The sequence below is a fragment of the Veillonella sp. 6_1_27 genome, assembly GCF_000163735.1.
Classification (GTDB): domain Bacteria; phylum Bacillota; class Negativicutes; order Veillonellales; family Veillonellaceae; genus Veillonella; species Veillonella parvula_A.
The window spans coordinates 644,322-661,892 of the sequence record NZ_GG770215.1 but is presented as its reverse complement, the minus strand read 5'-3'; the positions used below and the strand labels follow the sequence as shown (position 1 = coordinate 661,892).

Here is a 17,571-nt window from a genome sequence, read left to right as displayed (position 1 = left end):
ATGGGCGAGATAATCGGCGTTGTATCCGGTAAGGGGGGCGTAGGTAAGACTACGATTACCGCTTGCTTGGGTTCAGCCTTAAGCAATGCAGGGCATCGCGTATTGCTCTGTGATGGAGATTTTGGATTGCGCGATTTAGACCTTGTGTTAGGAGTGGCAAATGAAATTATTTACGACGCATTAGATGCGAGCGAAGATAAAGACTATATGGATGATGCCATTGTATCAATTGCTGAAAACTTAGATTTCCTACCAGCTAGCCAAAGTGCTCGTTGGGAAGATATAGGTCGTAAAAAATATAAAAAATTAGTCCGTCGCCTCTCTGAGACATATGACTATATTTTAATCGATGCTCCTGCTGGTATCGGTAAGGGCATAGAGTCTATTTTAGAATTAGTAAATCGCTGCATCGTGGTGACGCATCCTCTATGGGTGTCCTTACGTAATGGGGCGCGCATGATTCAAGTATGTCAAGAACATAATATTCGTGATTATGCTATTGCTTTTAATGCAGTACCTATCGATGGAGAGAATATCAATTTATATGATATGTTAGAAGTCCTTCGCGCTGAATATGTAGGGGCTATAATCCCTTATGATGAGGATATTTTGACCTATACACAAGATGGTCGTTTGTTAGAATTTGTTTCTAGCGAACTAAAAGCTATGTTAGCACCTCTTGTTGATTATGTAACTACCGGTGATTGTTGGGAAGACTACGATGTACAAAAGCACTTCGATGCTTATGTAACTAAGAAAAAAGCATCGAAGGAGCAAGATAGCACACCAAGTCTTGCGACAGTAGGTGAGTCTATTTTTGAGGATTCTAACAATGTTCATTACATTAATCGTGGTGGTTGGACCACGCAGCGCTTATTGGTGCAAGGGAAACAAAGCTTGTGGCGCCGTAGCAAGTTGAAATAGGTGATATGATGTGGCGTAAAATATGGACAGATAGTGATTGGACTATCATCATATGTACTATATTACTTGTTGGAATTGGTCTTACAGCTATTGGTAGTGCTACCCATGTGAATCATGAGGCTATCGGTTTTGGTAGTTTAGTGGTAAAACAACTCGTATTCTTTTTAGCAAATATAGCCGTCGTTATAGGCATGCAATTTCTAGATTACCATCGCCTTAAAGGGTGGGGGAATATGATTTATGTGATTACCATGCTTATGTTAATTGCAGTTATGGTAGTTGGTACCTCCGCACTAGGTGCACAGCGTTGGATTCAACTGGGGCCAATTACTATCCAGCCTTCAGAGTTTTCTAAACTATTGATGATTATCTGTATGGCTAAAATGTTAGAACCGCGCATTGGCAAGTTAGATACTTTTAAATCCCTATTGATGCCAGTGTTATATGTAGGGATTCCTATCCTTCTCGTATTCTTACAACCTGACTTGGGGACATCCCTCGTATATATTGCTATATTTGTAGGGATGCTCTTTATATCTGGTATCAAAACTAAGCTTATAAAAATCATTGCGAGCGTGGCTTTACTCTTGATGCCTTTGGGCTGGTTTGTACTGAAAGAATACCAAAAGCAACGTATTCTAGTATTTTTAAATCCAGATATTGATCCCTTCGGTTCTGGCTATCATATTATTCAATCTAAGATTGCCATCGGGTCGGGTATGATTTTTGGTAAAGGTATCTTTAATGGTACTCAAAGTCAGTTGAACTTTTTACCAGAAAATCATACGGACTTTATCTTTTCTGTAATCGGCGAAGAATTTGGCTTTGTAGGATGCATTGTAGTATTGCTATTATTGTTTATGCTTATTTATCGCAGCATTCAAGTAGCATATACCTGCAATGATAATTTCGGTATGTTATTAGCAACGGGTATTGGTACGATGTTTGCCTTTGAAGTGCTCGTAAACGTAGGCATGACGATTGGTATCATGCCTGTAACGGGGATTCCGTTGCCATTCCTTAGCTATGGTGTTAGTGCGCTAACAACTAATATGCTGAGCATTGGCATTTTATTAAATATTGCTAGACAGCGAACAAAATATATATTTTAATATCCTTTCATAGGATTAATTGTGAAAGAAGTCTTTCATTAAAGACGGAGGATGTATGATTCAATTAGATACGTCATGGTTACAACATGTCCAAAAGCCTGCTCGCTACACGGGCGGCGAATACAATAGTATCGTGAAAGATCACAGTACTGTTGATGTAACTATGGCTTTAGGTTTTCCCGATGTGTACGAAGTGGCCATGAGTCATTTGGGCATCAAGATTTTGTATGGTCTCGTAAACCGTCGTGAAGATGCGGTAGCCGAGCGCGTATTTGCACCGTGGCACGATATGGAAGAGGAAATGCGCAAGCGTAATATTCCATTATTTTCCTTAGAAACACGTACGCCTATTAAAGACTTTGATGTGTTAGCATTTACGCTTCAATATGAAATGAGCTTTACTAACATTTTAAATATGCTCGATTTAGCAGGCATTCCTATGTATGCTAAGGAGCGTGATTTAGATTTTCCACTGCTTGTATGCGGTGGCCCTTGTGCGTATAATGTAGAGCCTATTGCTGATTTCTTTGATATCGTATCCCTCGGTGAATCCGAAGAGTGGGGCGATGAATTCATCGACTTATTTAAAGCAGAAAAAGCCAAAGGCTTCCCAGGTGGCAAAGAAGGCTTTTTGCGTAAAGTAGCCCAAATTCCTGGCACATATTGCCCGGCTTTATACGATGTAGAATACACCGAACAAGGCAATTTTAAATCGATTACGCCGCGTTTCGAAGACGTACCTGCAACCGTTGAGAAACGTATTATAGAGGATGTAGAGAATGTATTCTATCCAACAAAGCCTGTTGTACCGTTCCTTGATATAGTGCATGACCGCGCTGTATTGGAGTTATTCCGTGGCTGTACGCGTGGTTGTCGTTTCTGTCAGGCAGGTATGCTCTATCGTCCGGTTCGTGAAAAGACACCAGAACGTTTGTTGCAAATTGCTAAAGATACGATTGCCAATACTGGGTATAATGAAATATCCTTGATGAGTTTAAGCTCTGCAGACTACTCCAAATTACCTGAGCTTGTAGATATGCTCATGGAAGAGTTTAAAGATAAACAAGTTAGCGTTAGCTTACCGTCCTTGCGTATCGACAGTTTCTCTATCGATATTGCGAAAAAGGTACAGCAAGTGCGCAAGAGCGGTCTTACCTTTGCTCCTGAAGCAGGTACGCAACGAATGCGTGACGTTATCAATAAAGGCGTTAGTGAAGAAGACTTATTGGCGGCCTGTACTAATGCTTTCAAATCTGGCTGGAATACAGTTAAATTATATTTTATGATGGGCCTTCCTACAGAAACCGATGAAGATTTGGCTGGTATTGCGGATCTTGCGTACAAGGTGCTTGATTTACACCGTGAAATTACAGGGAAGCGAAATGGTTCTGTAACGGTCAGCGTATCCTTCTTCGTGCCAAAAACACATTCTCCATATCAATGGTATGGTCAACAAGATGTAGAGGAAATTCATCGCAAACAACGTTACTTGAAGTCCCTCATCAATAATCGTAACATTTCCTACCACTACCATGATGGATATACTGGCTACATGGAAGCCGCTTTTGCTCGTGGAGACCGCAGATTGTCAAAAGTTCTCGTAGAGGCTTGGAAGGCAGGTTGTAAATTTGATGGTTGGACCGAGTTCTTTAACTATGAAACTTGGTTGAAAGCATTTGCTGACTGTGGATTGGATCCTGCGTACTATGCACGTCGTACTCGTGATTTCGATGAGCCATTGCCTTGGGATCATTTAGATTGTACTGTAAGTAAAGCCTTCTTAAAACGCGAGTGGGAACAAGCAGTAGAAGCGAACCTTACAGGCGATTGTCGTCGAGCTCCATGTAAGGGCTGTAATGTATGTCCAGAGCTTAATACAGCTATTATTGACTATAAGGAGGGTGGCAGAGTTGAAAAAGTTACGTTTGGCCTTAAATAAGGGCGAAGAATTACGATTCCTGTCACACCTTGATTATGCTCAAGCTGTAGAGCGGATGATACGTCGAGCAGAAATTAAAATGGCGTATTCTGAAGGGTTTAACCCTCACATGAAAATTAGCTTCTCCTCTGCACTCGCCTTAGGCGTAACCGCAGCGGCTGAATATATCGATATGGATGTGCTTGAAAAGGATAGTTTAGAGTCCATTATGGACCGTTTAAACCGTGTAGCGCCTCCTGGTCTTGAGGTTCTAGATGGTAAAGAAATGCCTGAAAAGGTGAAAAAGATGATGGCCATCTGTAACTTTGCTATCTATGAGGTAACAGGACCTGTGACAGATGAAAATACTGATTGGGATGCGTTACTCAAACCTTTTAATGAAGCAACGGAAATTTCTTATGAAAAGGTAACACCTAAGAAAACTCGTACCATTGATGTAAAAGAGTTTGTAAAAGAACCGATTGTAGCTTCCGTTAAGGATGGTATGGTGACCCTTACAATGGGTATCGGCATTTATCCGCAAGGCACGATTAAACCTAGCGAAGTATGGAATCTAGGGAAGGATCAGTATAATTGGCCTATTACAACTAGCTACGAAATTCATCGTAAAGCAATTATGGTAGAAAACGAAAAAGGCCGCTATACGCCTTTAGAGATTAATTACTAATTATAATTTAGATGACAAAGAAGGGAGGGATAGGATGCATAAAATTTTGGTCAATGTTATGCGTGAAGAAATTCGTATGGCTGTTATCGACGAAGAAGGCCAGCTAGTGGACTTTGTCTTGGAGCGTACCGATGAGTCTCATATGGCAAATCATATGTACAAAGGCACAGTAAAGAACGTATTAAATGGTATGCAAGCGGCCTTTGTTGATATTGGGGGCTCTCAAAATGCGTATTTGAACCTTCAACAAGGGAAGGAACAGAAAATTTTGCCACGCCTATCTGTGGGGCAACAAATTCTCGTTCAAGTAGTGAAAGAAGAAATGCTCGGTAAAGGTGCCCGCGTGACTGCAGACGTCAGTTTGGCTGGTCGTTATATGGTACTATTACCATATTCTGAAGGCATGCATATTTCTAAGAAAATTACAGACGAAACCATGCGCAGTAAACTACAAGAATTGGCAACTCCTTATGTACAAGAAGGTTGCGGTTTTATCATTCGTACTGCAGCAGCTAAGGCCAGTGCCGATGAAATCGGTCGCGATATGGAGTATCTGTGGCGGACCTGGCAACATGTGTTGAAGCGCTTTAAGGTGGCGAAGAGCGGTACTGATTTATATAGTGACGCGGATTTCTGGTTCCGCCTTGTACGGGACTATGCGCATCGCAATGTAGAGGAAATTATCGTCGATTCCGATATGGGAGAATCCCGATTGCTGGACCTCTTAGGGCATGGACCTACGTCACAACAAATTAAAGTAACACGTCATCGTGATAGCACACCGATTTTTAAAGCAAATCACATTGAACCTCAATTGGAAGATCTTATCTCTCGCGATATTAATCTTCCTTCTGGTGGTTCAATCCGTATTGATCATACTGAAGCTCTTACCGTGTTTGATGTGAACTCTGCTCATTATACTGGCAAGTCTAATAAGCTGGAAGATTTAGCTTTCACAGTCAATAAAGAGGCGGCAAAAGAAATCTGTCGTCAATTGCGTTTGCGCGATATTGGCGGTATTATTGTGGTCGATTTTATCGATATGAAAGATAAAGAGCATCAACAAGAATTGTTAAAATTGTTGGGGGTACAAGCTAAGTTAGATAAAATGAAAACTGTTGTATGCGGCATTAGTTCGCTTGGCCTCGTAGAGATGACCCGAAAGCGAGCTCGCCAAGGTTTACAAACCTTGATGTTTGATACATGCCCTCAATGCGGTGGTACGGGCTATATGTTGTCAGGCCGCACCGTGTATATGCAGATTGTGCGTCGTATCCGCGAGTTATTTAAGTCGGGACGTATTAAAACGAATCTAGAAATCGAAGTTCATCCGGAGGTGGCTCAGTATTTAACAAAGGCTGTTCTCGAGGATTTAGGTGAGTCCATAGGTCGCAAGATTTCTATTGTGGTAAATCCACAAATTAGTCGAGAAGGGTATTCCTTGATGGCTATAGCTGAATAAGTAAGTAGTTTGTTTATAGGTGAGTATAGTGTCTATATTTGAAATTATATTAATTAGTATAGGCCTAGCGATGGATGCCTTTGGTGTATCTATCGGTAAGGGGCTGACAATGCCTGTAGGTGAGAATGGTCGCAAGGTAACCTTGGCATTTCTTTTTGGTTTGTTCCAGTTTCTTATGCCTCTTATTGGTTGGCTCATCGGTCGTCAATTTATCGATGTGATTGCTGATTGGGATCACTGGATTATCTTTGGCCTTCTTGGTTATTTAGGTATCGCTATGATCAGAGAGGGACTTAGCGATGATGATGATGAAGATGACGATGATGATAAGCAATTCTTGGGTGTCTGGGAAATGATGATGCTCTCCGTAGCGACTAGTCTTGATGCAATGGCTGTAGGACTGACCTTTGCATTCTTACCTATCAATGTATGGGAAGCATCTACGATGATTGGTGTTATTACCTTTGGTATATCTTTAGTGGGTGTTTACTTAGGTAAATTTATGGGACGATTTGTTGGAAAATATGCAGATATAGTAGGTGGCGGTGTATTAATCCTCATCGGTACAAAGATACTTTTACAACATCTTGGGATTATTGGAGAATTTTAAGGCTTATATATATGAAAGTGTCAGAAACTGAGCGGATTCTGTTCATTTTTGTTTGACATGACTGTGTAAATAGGATATACTATATCAGTATTAGTTCGGTTTACTGAACTTTGCAATCCGCGTGAAGCAGGTTTAAACGCCCGACCGAAGTTCGGGTCGGGATACCGAATTCAGCGAGTTCGATAACAAGGAGGTGTTCTCATGTACGCAATTATTAAAACTGGTGGTAAACAATATCGCGTTGCTGAAGGCGATGTAATTACTATCGAAAAATTGGAAGCAGCTGCTGACGAGTCCGTTACATTCGAAGAAGTTTTGACTGTAGTGAATGACGGCGACGTTAAAGTTGGCGCTCCTCTTGTAAACGGTGCAAAAGTTACAGGTACAGTTCTTGAGCATGGTAAAGGTAAAAAAATCTTAGTATTCAAATACAAAGCTAAATCCAACTACCGTCGTCGTCAAGGCCATCGTCAACCGTTCACAAAAGTTCGTATTGAATCTATCCAAGCTTAATTATGGTTTCTATTGGAATCCAGCGGAATAGTGATGGTCAAGTAGTTGGTTGTCATATGTCCGGTCATGCAGGATATGATGAACATGGCTTCGATATCGTATGTGCCGCAGTGTCCGCCTTGTCGGCAACGGCAATGTTAGGACTCACCCAAATTGCTCGACAAGAAGGGGAGTATACGAATAGCGAAGGTCAATGTGATATAGTTCTCTCTGGTACGATTAATCAGAGTGGACAGGATATTCTGGGGACTATGCTTCTCGGTTTGGAGGAAATTAGCCGTCAATATCCAGAGTTTGTCCAAATTCACGAAATATAGGAGGTGAACTTAATGTTTACTTTTGATTTGCAATTGTTCGCACATAAAAAAGGTGTGTCCAGTACTCGTAACGGTCGTGACAGTGAATCTAAACGTCTTGGTGTTAAATGCCATGATGGTTCCATCGTAAAGAGCGGTAACATCATCGTTCGTCAACGTGGTACTCACTTCCACCCTGGTACTAACGTAGGTATCGGTAAAGATGACACTTTATTCGCACTTGTGCCTGGTAAAGTAGCATTTGAACGTGCTGGTCGTTATAACCGTAAAGTTAGCGTATACCCTGTAGAAGCTTAATTTTACATGACTATTAATCCCTAGTGGTTTCCACTAGGGATTTTTTGTTGCTTATTTTTGTTTATTATGGTGTAAGTTGTATTGGTATAATATAATATAGCTTAAAGTGATTATTAAATATATCATAGAGTCTTGAAATATGATCGGAGGCATTATGGCACTATTAGAGTTATCTAATATATCCTATGTTGTAAAAGAAAAGTCTATTATCCGTGATGTGTCTCTATCTGTACATGACGGAGAGTATCTCACTATTGTAGGCCCTTCTGGTAGTGGTAAAAGTACACTTTTAAAATTATGCAGTGATTTAATTAGCCCTACCTCAGGGGTTATTACTTATAATGGACGTGATTTAGCCACTATAGATCCAGAAAGTTATCGTAAAGAGGTTGGCTATTGCTTTCAAAGACCTTACTTATTTGCAAAAACCGTACGTCGTAATATTTTGTTCCCTTATGATATTCGAGGGATGGAACCTGATATGATTCGTATCAAATATCTTTTCGATTTACTTCATATGCCTATTGAATATCTTGAACGCCGTAATGATGAATTATCTGGTGGAGAAATGCAACGGATTTGTCTCATTCGAAGCCTTATCTTTGAACCTAAAGTATTGCTTTTAGATGAGGTAACCTCTGCATTAGACGCTGTCAACACAGCTATTGTAGAACAGGTAATCGATGAGCTCCATAAAAATGGAATGACCATCATAGCAATTACACATAGTGAGGAACAAAGCTTACGTAAGGCTAATCGCCGCATTACAATTGTAGATGGATCATTAGCTAAAGAGGAGGTATTACGGTGAGTCAATTTCATGCTATTTCAGCCATGTCATTATGCCTTGCATCTATATTAGTTATTATAAGTATGTTTATGTCCTATCGGCAGGAGTTGAAGTTAGAGAAAGATATTTTTATAAGTGCTTTGCGGGCTACCATCCAATTATTTGTTATAGGTTTTATTTTAGCTTATATTTTTAGTACTGAAAGTCCTATATTTATAATTGGTTTATTAGGATTTATGGCTATTAATGCAGCTTATAATTCTTCTAAACGTGGCAAGGGAATACCATATGCATTGTGTATTTCTTGGTTTGCCATAACCGTAGGTGCAAGCATTACATTATCGATTTTGCTTCTAACAGGTGTGCTTAACTTTACTGCTTATCAGGTGATTCCTGTTGGAGGGATGGTTATTAGTGGAGCTATGGTGGCAATTGGCCTTTGTTATCGACAAATGCTATCAAACTTTGAGTTACGCCAACAAGAGGTGGAAATTAAACTAGCGTTAGGAAGTACACCTAAGCAAGCGTCAAAAGCCATCGTGCGAGATGTTATAAAGACTGGATTGCAACCTACTGTAGATAGCGCTAAGACTTTAGGAATCGTGGCTTTACCAGGAATGATGACAGGTCTTATCTTAGCGGGGATGCCTCCACTTGAAGCTGTAAAATATCAAATGATTGTGACATTTATGAGTTTATCTACCATATCGATTGCTTGCTTTATTACTTGTCAATTAGCGTATAGAACATTTTTTAATAATAAAAATCAATTAAATAGGTAAATTTAGTGATTTAAATATATTTTATAGCACATCAAATTAGAATATTTACTCAATAATTAGAGTAGTGACCTTAAGGTTACTACTCTTTTTTATATATTAAGAAATATCTTTATATACTTATAGGTAGATAAATTGTTGGATAAATTCTGTATAGTTATAAAGGTTTACTTATATTGTTGTTAATGTTGCATTATTGCTATAAATGATATTGAGAGTTATTATTGAAATAAATAGAGCGTTGTTGATATAATATATCAGTAAATTCTATAGTATTTTGTATTGTAAGGAGTTTTTATGAGCAATTATGACGTAGAAACAAGGGGAGGGCGCGCAGCTAAAACTACGCTACTAGGTATATTAGCCTTAGCTATATTAATTGCCACATCTCTTGGTTCACTCTTCATTGGGATACGCTATATCAGCCTAGATGATATTACTCTATCCTTTACTAACTATGATCCTAATAGTATAGGACAGATGATCGTTCAAACATTGCGCTTACCACGTATGATAGCAGGTATCGTTGTAGGTATTAGCTTTGCCGTATCAGGTGCACTGATGCAAGGTGTTACCAATAATCCTATGGCAAGTCCTTCTATTTTGGGGATTAACGCAGGTGCTAGTTTTGGTCTAGCTGTTGGAATGATTTTATTCCCTTATTTAACCTTAAATGGAAGTATTTTGTTTTCCTTCGGTGGGGCTGCGTTGGCAACACTATTCATTTTAGCTCTTGCTAAGCGCGTAGGTGGTAAAGCTACCCCTGTATATCTTGCACTTGCAGGTACAGCTATTAGTGCAGTATTTGTGGCTGTTACACATATGCTTGTTGTGTACTTCCAAGTAGCACAAGAGTTAAGTTTCTGGACTGCCGGTGGTATAAGTGGTATTCGCATGGAGCAAGTATTACTCGTATTGCCTTGGACTATTGTTGGTATTCTTATTGCTATGTACGTATCTAAATCTGTCACACTTTTAAGTTTTGGTGAAGAGGTCGCTATTGGTCTAGGTAGTAATTTAAATCGTGTCCGTGTGTTATCTGGTTTGACAGTGCTTATTTTAAGTGGTTCTGCTGTTGCTCTAGCCGGTCCTATCGGTTTTGTAGGTCTCGTTATTCCACATATAACACGTAAACTCGTAGGCATCGATTATCGACTAGTAATTCCATTCTCTGCACTTTTTGGTGCGGTTCTTGTTATGATTGCAGACATTGTGGCTCGTATCGTAAATCCTCCATTTGAAACACCATTAGGTGCCATTACTGCGCTCGTAGGTGTTCCATTCTTTATTTATTTAGCAAATCGTAAGGGAGGAAGATAAGATGAAACAACGCTTTTTTGCCTACTCTTTCGTTATGACACTTATGTTATTGGGTGCTATGTATGGACATCTTCATACAGGATTTAGCGATATGTCTACATCTGATCTTATTCGAATTCTCTTTGGCGGTGGTAATGATGTAGAAAACCTTACTGTTTTTGATTTCCGTTTAGTTCGCACCATCTTGGCTGTATTTATTGGTATGGGCCTTGCTATGTCTGGTGCGATTTTCCAAACTATATCTCGTAATGAATTGGCTAGCCCAAGCCTGTTAGGCGTAAATGCTGGTGCTGGCTTAGGTGTAGTTCTTTTGGTGTATTTTGCAGGTTCTACAACGGCGTGGGGGATTTGGACATTACCAACTGTTGCGGTAGCTGGTGCTGTTGTGGCAGCGCTTTTAATTTATCTCTTATCTTGTCGCGGTAGAGATATTATTTCGCCATATCGTTTAATCTTAACAGGTATTTCTATGAGTGCAGGATTCCATGCATTGCAAGTCTTACTCGTAACGCGTTTGGACCCTAATAAATTTTATTTAGTTAATACTTGGACCATCGGCACTATTTCGGGTAATACTTGGGAGCATGTATGGGTGCTTGCGCCAGTTGTCATTGTATTATCACTCATTCTCTATGCCCGTTATATGGAGCTAAATTTATTGAGCCTAGCTGATGAAACAGCGATTGGGCTTGGTGTACATATAAATCGCTCTAGATTTGTATACCTTATTATTGCAGTTCTTTTGTCTGGGTTCTGTGTAGCTATCGGCGGGAGTATTGGTTTTGTAGGGCTTATTTCCCCTCACATTGCACGTCGTTTAGTTGGTGCCGACCATGGATATTTCTTGCCGTTAACCGGTCTAATTGGAGCTATTTTAGTGGTCACTGCCGATTGGATTGGCCGAGCCATTATTGCGCCTGATGAAATCCTCTTAGGGATTATTGTAGCCTTGATCGGGGCACCATACTTCTTGTATATTTTAGCGAAAACAAAAGCATAAAAGGGGAGATATAAATGAAATTAGAAGTTAAAAACCTAACTACTGGTTACGGTGATACAAAAATTATAGAGAACTTAAATCTTACGATTCCAGAAGGCAAAGTAACAGCATTAATTGGTGCTAATGGTTGTGGTAAATCTACTTTACTAAAAACTATTTGTCGTATTATTCGACCAATGGATGGCGATGTTTTACTGGATGGTAAATCTATTGGTTCTTATGGTAGTAGAGAACTAGCAAAAAAGGTTGCTATTTTGCCTCAAAATCCAACGGCACCTGGTGAAATTACAGTTCGTGAACTTGTTATGTACGGTCGTGCACCGCATCAAGGCAGCTTATTTGCCCGTACTACAAAAGAGGATAAAGAAATTGTAGAGTGGGCTTTGAAGGAGACTGAATTACTTCAGTTTGCAGATCGTGGCATTACAAATATGTCTGGGGGGCAACGGCAACGCGCATGGATTGCCATGGCTATCGCTCAAAATACAGACATTCTATTCCTTGACGAGCCTACAAGCTTCCTTGATGTATCTCACCAAATGGATGTATTACATTTAGTAGAGCATTTGAATAAAGCTTATAACAAAACGATTGTTATGGTTATTCACGAACTTAATGAAGCCGCTCGTTTTGCCGATAATTTAGTTGCCATGAAGGATGGAAAAATTCAATACGAAGGTACGCCTCATACTATCTTCCATAATGAAATGTTGAAGGAGGTATTTGGTGTAGATTCTACAATCATGAATGACCCTAAGACAGATCGTCCGTTCTGTATTCCTTATTCTATGAAAAATTATGGCCATACGGCACGTGAGGTGTAGTATGAAGCGTTTGTTAATTTCTGGTCTTTTGGGGGCTTGTATGCTCATGGGAATTGCAGGATGTGGTCCACAGGAAAATGGTATGACTCATGAAGCTATCTATGCTAATCTTGATGATAAGGTAAAAACAGCCCTTGAACGGTCAAATGATCCGAAAGACATTGATAAAGAGTTTAAGAAGCGATTAACGGCTATCCAAAAGGCAGCAGATAAAATTGTTACTGTTGAAGGAGATAAGATTATTGTCACTCATAAGCTCGGTAAAACTGTAATGCCTAAAGAACATAAGCGTATTGTAGTGATTCGTGCAGAAGATCCTATGATTGCGTTGGATGAGCCATTTATTGCAGCCAACTATAACGAAAATAGCTATTTATATAATGAGCTAAAAGAACGTAATATTCAAAACTTCAGTATTAATGATGAAACTAGAACCATTAACTACGAACAAATTCAAGCGTTAAAACCAGATTTGATTATTATGCGAGACTCTTATGGTAAAGCGGCTTATGAAGCCTTGTCTAAAATCGCACCGACTATTACGTTTAATGTTAATAAGGAAGAGGTAGCCCTCTTGGGTATTGCTACGGCTCTAGGTGTGCCTGAAATAGGTGAAGCTCGTTTAAAAGAATACTACAATAATGCAAAGAAAACTCGTATTGCTTTAGGTAAAAACTTAAATGGTGAGACTGTAGGATTCTTACGAATTATGAATAAGGAAATTCGTCTCTATCCATATATGAAAAATGATATAAATAATTTCATGGCTGATTTATTAAATATTAAACCGCCTGATATGGCATTAGAAACAGAGCTCAACCCAACGAATAGTGCGATTTCTTTAGAACGGTTACCTGATCTTGATGCAAAGTATCTCATTGTTACATCTGGTTATGGTGCTTCTACATCGAATAATCAAGGTATCGCAGATCAACGATTGGCAAATCTTAAAAAAGATGAGTTATGGAAAAACTTGCCTGCTGTAAAAGCAGATCATGTATTGCAAGTGGATAGCACATTATGGATGGCTCATGGCATTATAGCAAAAGAGCGAGCTATGAAAGAGCTGTATGATACGTGGGGAAAATAGGGCTGACTAAGTATGTGTCATAAATTTAGCAATAGATTGTAAGCGTTGATATATAATTATTTAAATTGTTTAAAAATTTAGATACATACATTTTAGTCATATTCGATATAGATAATCGATATAGATTAGAAATTCCCATGATATAAAGGTTGTTTCCTCTTATGAGGCGGCAACCTTTTTGCATGTATCAAATTCCTGTGCTTTTTAGTAGGAATAGTGGTATACTATGTACAGTATCAGTGAAATACCAGAAGACTGGTTGTCATATACTTTCATAAACCTAAAGAGGGGTGGCGTTGCCACTAGAAAGATTTGAGGTAAGTACTATGTATGATGTAAAATCTCCAAAGGCGGAGGAATTTATTTCCCATCAGGAAATCCTTGACACACTTGCCTATGCAGAGGAAAACAAGGAAAATCGGGAGTTGTTAGATGCTATTTTAGCGAAAGCTGCTACATTTAAGGGATTAAACCACCGAGAAGCAGCAGTTCTCTTAGAATGTCCGTTACCTGAATATAAGGAAAAGCTTTTTGCTTTAGCAAAGGAAATCAAGAAGGCTATCTACGGCGATCGTATTGTTCTATTTGCACCGTTATACTTGTCTAACTATTGTATCAATGGATGTGTGTATTGTCCGTACCACTCCAAAAACCGCGATATTAAACGTAAAAAATTAACGCAAGACCAAATCAGAGAAGAGGTTATTGCGTTAGAAGCGATGGGCCATAAGCGTATTGTAATTGAGTCTGGTGAGGATCCATTAAATAATCCTCTTGAATATATTTTGGAATCCATCAAGACGATTTACGGTATCAAAAATAAAAATGGTGAAATCCGCCGTGTAAACGTAAATATTGCAGCTTGTTCCGTTGAGGACTACAAAAAATTACATGAAGCTGGTATTGGCACATATACATTATTCCAAGAAACATATAACAAAGAAAACTATGAAGCTTTACATCCTACAGGCCCTAAGAGCGACTACGCCTACCATACAGAGGCGATGGACCGCGCTATGCAAGGTGGTATTGATGATGTAGGCATCGGTGTTCTTTATGGTTTGGAACATTATAAATATGATTTCGTTGGATTGTTGATGCACGCTGAACATTTAGAGGCTGTGTATGGGGTAGGTCCACATACTATTTCTGTACCTCGTATTTGTCCAGCTGATGATATCGATGTAGATGATTTCAGTAATGCTGTGCCTGATGATGTATTTGAAAAAATTGTTGCTCTTATCCGCGTCTCCACACCGTATACAGGTATGATTATGTCCACTCGTGAAAGTCAGTCCATGCGTGAACGTGGCTTGGCATTAGGTATCTCCCAAATTAGTGGTGGATCTCGTACTAGCGTAGGTGGTTACAAAGAAGAAGAAAAGCCAGAAGATAATACGGCACAATTCGATCGTAGTGATACGCGTACATTAGATGAAATCGTTAACTGGTTGCTAGATCTTGGGTATGTTCCAAGCTTCTGCACTGCTTGTTATCGTGCAGGTAGAACTGGGGATCGCTTTATGGCTCTTGCAAAATCCGGTCAAATTCACAACTGTTGTCAACCAAATGCGTTGATGACATTGAACGAATATATCATGGATTACGGTGATGAAAAGACTAAGGCTCATGGTGCTAAGGTCATCGAACAACAGTTAGAAAATATTAAAAATGATTTAGTTAAAGAAAAAGCTAAAGCTTATATTGCACAGATGAAAGACGGCGAACGGGACTTCCGGTTCTAAGGAATTCACTGATATGGAGCCTCCTATTGATAATGGGAGGCTCTTTCTTGTTGAGAAAATAGCAAAGTTTAAATGAGAATAAAATATATAAAATGGTTTATTTTATTTGCGTTTTAAGGTATAATAAATAAAAATGATAATGATAATACGTTGAATTCTAGAATAATATTGATTATAAACTACTGAGGGATATGATGATTAAGAAAAAACGTTGGCGCCTTTGTGAAGGTGACAGGGAGAAAGAGTCTATCTTAATCCGTGAACTTGGTGTGAACCCTATTGTGGCTAAATTAATGGTGAATCGTCATATTGATGTTGACGAAGGTCGTCGATTTTTGCAAGGTACTTTGTCAGATTTGTTAGACCCATTCACTTTGAAAGATATGGACGTGGCTGTTTCGCTAGTTCTGGAGACAATTGAAAGTCACAAACCAATCGTTATTTATGGTGATTATGATGTGGATGGTATTACTGCAACATCTGTACTCTATCGATTTTTAAAGAAATTAGGTGCTGATGTTACATATTACATACCAGAACGTCAAAGCGAAGGGTATGGTCTCAATTTAGAGGCTTTAAAGCACCTTATTGAACGGGGAACGGATTTGGTAATTACCGTAGACTGCGGCATTAGCTCTTACGATATTGTAGAGGCTGTACGGGACCGCATCAATATGATTATTACGGATCACCATACGGCTCCAGATGTGATTCCACGAGCGAAGGCCGTCATAAATCATAAGCAAAAGGACTGTCCTTATAAGGATAAAAACTTATCTGGCGTAGGGGTTGCCTTCAAATTATGCCAAGCCTTGTGGCTTACAAAGCACGGAGAATGGTACTTAGATGATTTAGATATCGTCGCACTTGGCACGGTAGCTGATGTAGTACCTTTGGTCGGTGAGAACCGCATCATTGTGAAATCGGGCCTTGAGAAGATGAATAGCTATCCTAATTTGGGGATTAATAAGCTAATTGATGTATCGGGGCTTCATGAACGAACTATCACCTCTGGACATATTGGCTATACTTTAGCACCTCGCCTTAATGCAGCTGGTCGCGTAACGCATGCAACGCGTGCTGTTGAACTACTCGTGACCGATGATGCAGATATAGCAGAGGCAATTGCAGAGGAATTAAACGAAACGAATCGTGAACGACAAGAGCTAGAACGAAATATTCACGAGTTGGCTCGTATAGATGTAGCTAATCAAGGACATAAAGCTGATTATGTAACTATTGTGGCCGGCGAAGAGTGGCATCCCGGTGTCATTGGTATTGTTGCTTCTCGTCTAGTAGAGGAGTTTTACAAACCAACCTTAGTTATCAGTATTCATGATGGCGTTGGTAAAGGCTCGTGCCGTAGTATAGATGGCTTTAACATATATGATGCATTAAAATCTTGTGAGGATATCTTGCTACAGTTTGGCGGACACTCTGCAGCGGCAGGCTTTAGCATCGATGCAAATCGCATTGATGAGTTACGAGAACGGTTAACCAAGTATTGTAAAGAAGTTGTTACTGCTGAGGAATATATTCCCGTTGTGGCTATTGATGCGGAACTACCTGTTGATGATATCGATGTCGATATCATTGACCGCGTATCAGACCTTGAGCCTTATGGGATGGCCAATAGTACGCCAGTCTTTGCCATTATGGAAGCTACTGTGCAAGATATTATGCTCATGGGCCAATTAAAAAATCACTGTAAGGTAATTTTTGCAACTTCGAATGGTACATTAGATGCTATAGCTTGGAATCGTCCAGATTTATTTAGATCTATCTTCGTGGGAACTGTGGTAAAAGTGGCATTTTCTTTGCAAAAGAATGAATGGCAAGGTCTGGTTTCTCCGCAGCTTATGATTCAAGCTATTGAACCGTTGACTGAAGAGCCGATTAAGCTTTCTACAGAAGGACTTAGACAAATGTATGTCATAATAAAACAGTCCATGCGAGGTCGCAGTCAGTCGGTTTATAATGTTGAACAAGATATATTGCGTCGCAAGCCGGCAGATCAGAATAATCGCAGTGCTCTAACATCTATCGATGTATTTAAAGAATTGGGCATTGTTGAAGAATATACAAGTGATGATGGTCAATTAATGCTTAGATGGAATGCCATTGAAGGAAAATTAGATCTTGTCACATCCGTAACATTCCTTACTCATAGTGTATAGGAGGT

The 17,571-nt window shown here is 39.5% G+C and carries 17 protein-coding genes; all 17 read left to right on the top strand.

The window, feature by feature from the left end:
* Positions 1–924: an AAA family ATPase gene (locus HMPREF0874_RS03120; protein ID WP_008601410.1), complete on the top strand. Its 924-nt coding sequence runs from the start codon at positions 1–3 to the stop codon at positions 922–924.
* Positions 925–932: 8 nt separating this feature from the next.
* On the top strand, positions 933–2,036 hold the full coding sequence (gene rodA, locus HMPREF0874_RS03115; RefSeq protein WP_083791376.1) for a rod shape-determining protein RodA: 1,104 nt from the start codon (positions 933–935) through the stop codon (positions 2,034–2,036).
* Between the two features lie 55 nt (positions 2,037–2,091).
* Positions 2,092–3,975, top strand: a complete 1,884-nt coding sequence (locus HMPREF0874_RS03110) for a TIGR03960 family B12-binding radical SAM protein (RefSeq protein ID WP_039965048.1) — start codon at positions 2,092–2,094, stop codon at positions 3,973–3,975.
* A complete protein-coding gene (locus HMPREF0874_RS03105) occupies positions 3,947–4,642 on the top strand; it encodes a TIGR03936 family radical SAM-associated protein (protein WP_021148350.1) in 696 nt (231 codons plus the stop codon). The genes HMPREF0874_RS03110 and HMPREF0874_RS03105 overlap by 29 nt, the downstream gene beginning before the upstream one ends.
* Positions 4,643–4,676: 34 nt before the next feature.
* A complete protein-coding gene (locus HMPREF0874_RS03100) occupies positions 4,677–6,104 on the top strand; it encodes an Rne/Rng family ribonuclease (protein ID WP_008601406.1) in 1,428 nt (475 codons plus the stop codon).
* A gap of 28 nt (positions 6,105–6,132) precedes the next feature.
* The gene (locus tag HMPREF0874_RS03095; RefSeq protein WP_008601405.1) at positions 6,133–6,714 is read left to right on the top strand and encodes a manganese efflux pump MntP family protein; all 582 of its coding nucleotides are present in this window, start codon (positions 6,133–6,135) and stop codon (positions 6,712–6,714) included.
* Positions 6,715–6,915: 201 nt separating this feature from the next.
* Positions 6,916–7,227, top strand: a complete 312-nt coding sequence (gene rplU / locus HMPREF0874_RS03090) for a 50S ribosomal protein L21 (RefSeq protein WP_004696434.1) — start codon at positions 6,916–6,918, stop codon at positions 7,225–7,227.
* 2 nt (positions 7,228–7,229) lie between these two features.
* Positions 7,230–7,544 (top strand): ribosomal-processing cysteine protease Prp, encoded by a 315-nt coding sequence (locus HMPREF0874_RS03085; protein ID WP_008601403.1) that lies wholly within the window; start codon positions 7,230–7,232, stop codon positions 7,542–7,544.
* A 12-nt stretch (positions 7,545–7,556) separates the two neighbouring features.
* Positions 7,557–7,841: a 50S ribosomal protein L27 gene (rpmA, locus tag HMPREF0874_RS03080; RefSeq protein WP_004696430.1), complete on the top strand. Its 285-nt coding sequence runs from the start codon at positions 7,557–7,559 to the stop codon at positions 7,839–7,841.
* 154 nt (positions 7,842–7,995) lie between these two features.
* Positions 7,996–8,652 carry an ATP-binding cassette domain-containing protein gene (locus HMPREF0874_RS03075; protein WP_008601398.1) on the top strand — a complete coding sequence of 219 codons (657 nt, stop codon included), beginning with the start codon at positions 7,996–7,998 and terminating at the stop codon, positions 8,650–8,652.
* Entirely contained in the window at positions 8,649–9,413 is a 765-nt protein-coding gene (gene fetB, locus HMPREF0874_RS03070) for an iron export ABC transporter permease subunit FetB (protein WP_008601396.1), read from the top strand. Before HMPREF0874_RS03075 ends, fetB begins: the two co-directional genes overlap by 4 nt.
* 294 nt (positions 9,414–9,707) lie before the next feature.
* Positions 9,708–10,730, top strand: coding sequence for an iron ABC transporter permease (locus HMPREF0874_RS03065; RefSeq protein WP_008601393.1), 1,023 nt, complete (start codon positions 9,708–9,710; stop codon positions 10,728–10,730).
* 1 nt (position 10,731) lies between these two features.
* Positions 10,732–11,730: an iron ABC transporter permease gene (locus HMPREF0874_RS03060; protein WP_008601392.1), complete on the top strand. Its 999-nt coding sequence runs from the start codon at positions 10,732–10,734 to the stop codon at positions 11,728–11,730.
* 14 nt (positions 11,731–11,744) lie between these two features.
* On the top strand, positions 11,745–12,554 hold the full coding sequence (locus tag HMPREF0874_RS03055) for an ABC transporter ATP-binding protein (RefSeq protein ID WP_008601390.1): 810 nt from the start codon (positions 11,745–11,747) through the stop codon (positions 12,552–12,554).
* A gap of 1 nt (position 12,555) precedes the next feature.
* Positions 12,556–13,644, top strand: a complete 1,089-nt coding sequence (locus HMPREF0874_RS03050; protein WP_039965045.1) for an ABC transporter substrate-binding protein — start codon at positions 12,556–12,558, stop codon at positions 13,642–13,644.
* A 326-nt stretch (positions 13,645–13,970) separates the two neighbouring features.
* Positions 13,971–15,389 (top strand): [FeFe] hydrogenase H-cluster radical SAM maturase HydG, encoded by a 1,419-nt coding sequence (hydG, locus tag HMPREF0874_RS03045; RefSeq protein ID WP_039965043.1) that lies wholly within the window; start codon positions 13,971–13,973, stop codon positions 15,387–15,389.
* Between the two features lie 194 nt (positions 15,390–15,583).
* Positions 15,584–17,566: a single-stranded-DNA-specific exonuclease RecJ gene (recJ, locus tag HMPREF0874_RS03040; RefSeq protein ID WP_008601384.1), complete on the top strand. Its 1,983-nt coding sequence runs from the start codon at positions 15,584–15,586 to the stop codon at positions 17,564–17,566.
* Positions 17,567–17,571 lie beyond the last annotated feature (5 nt).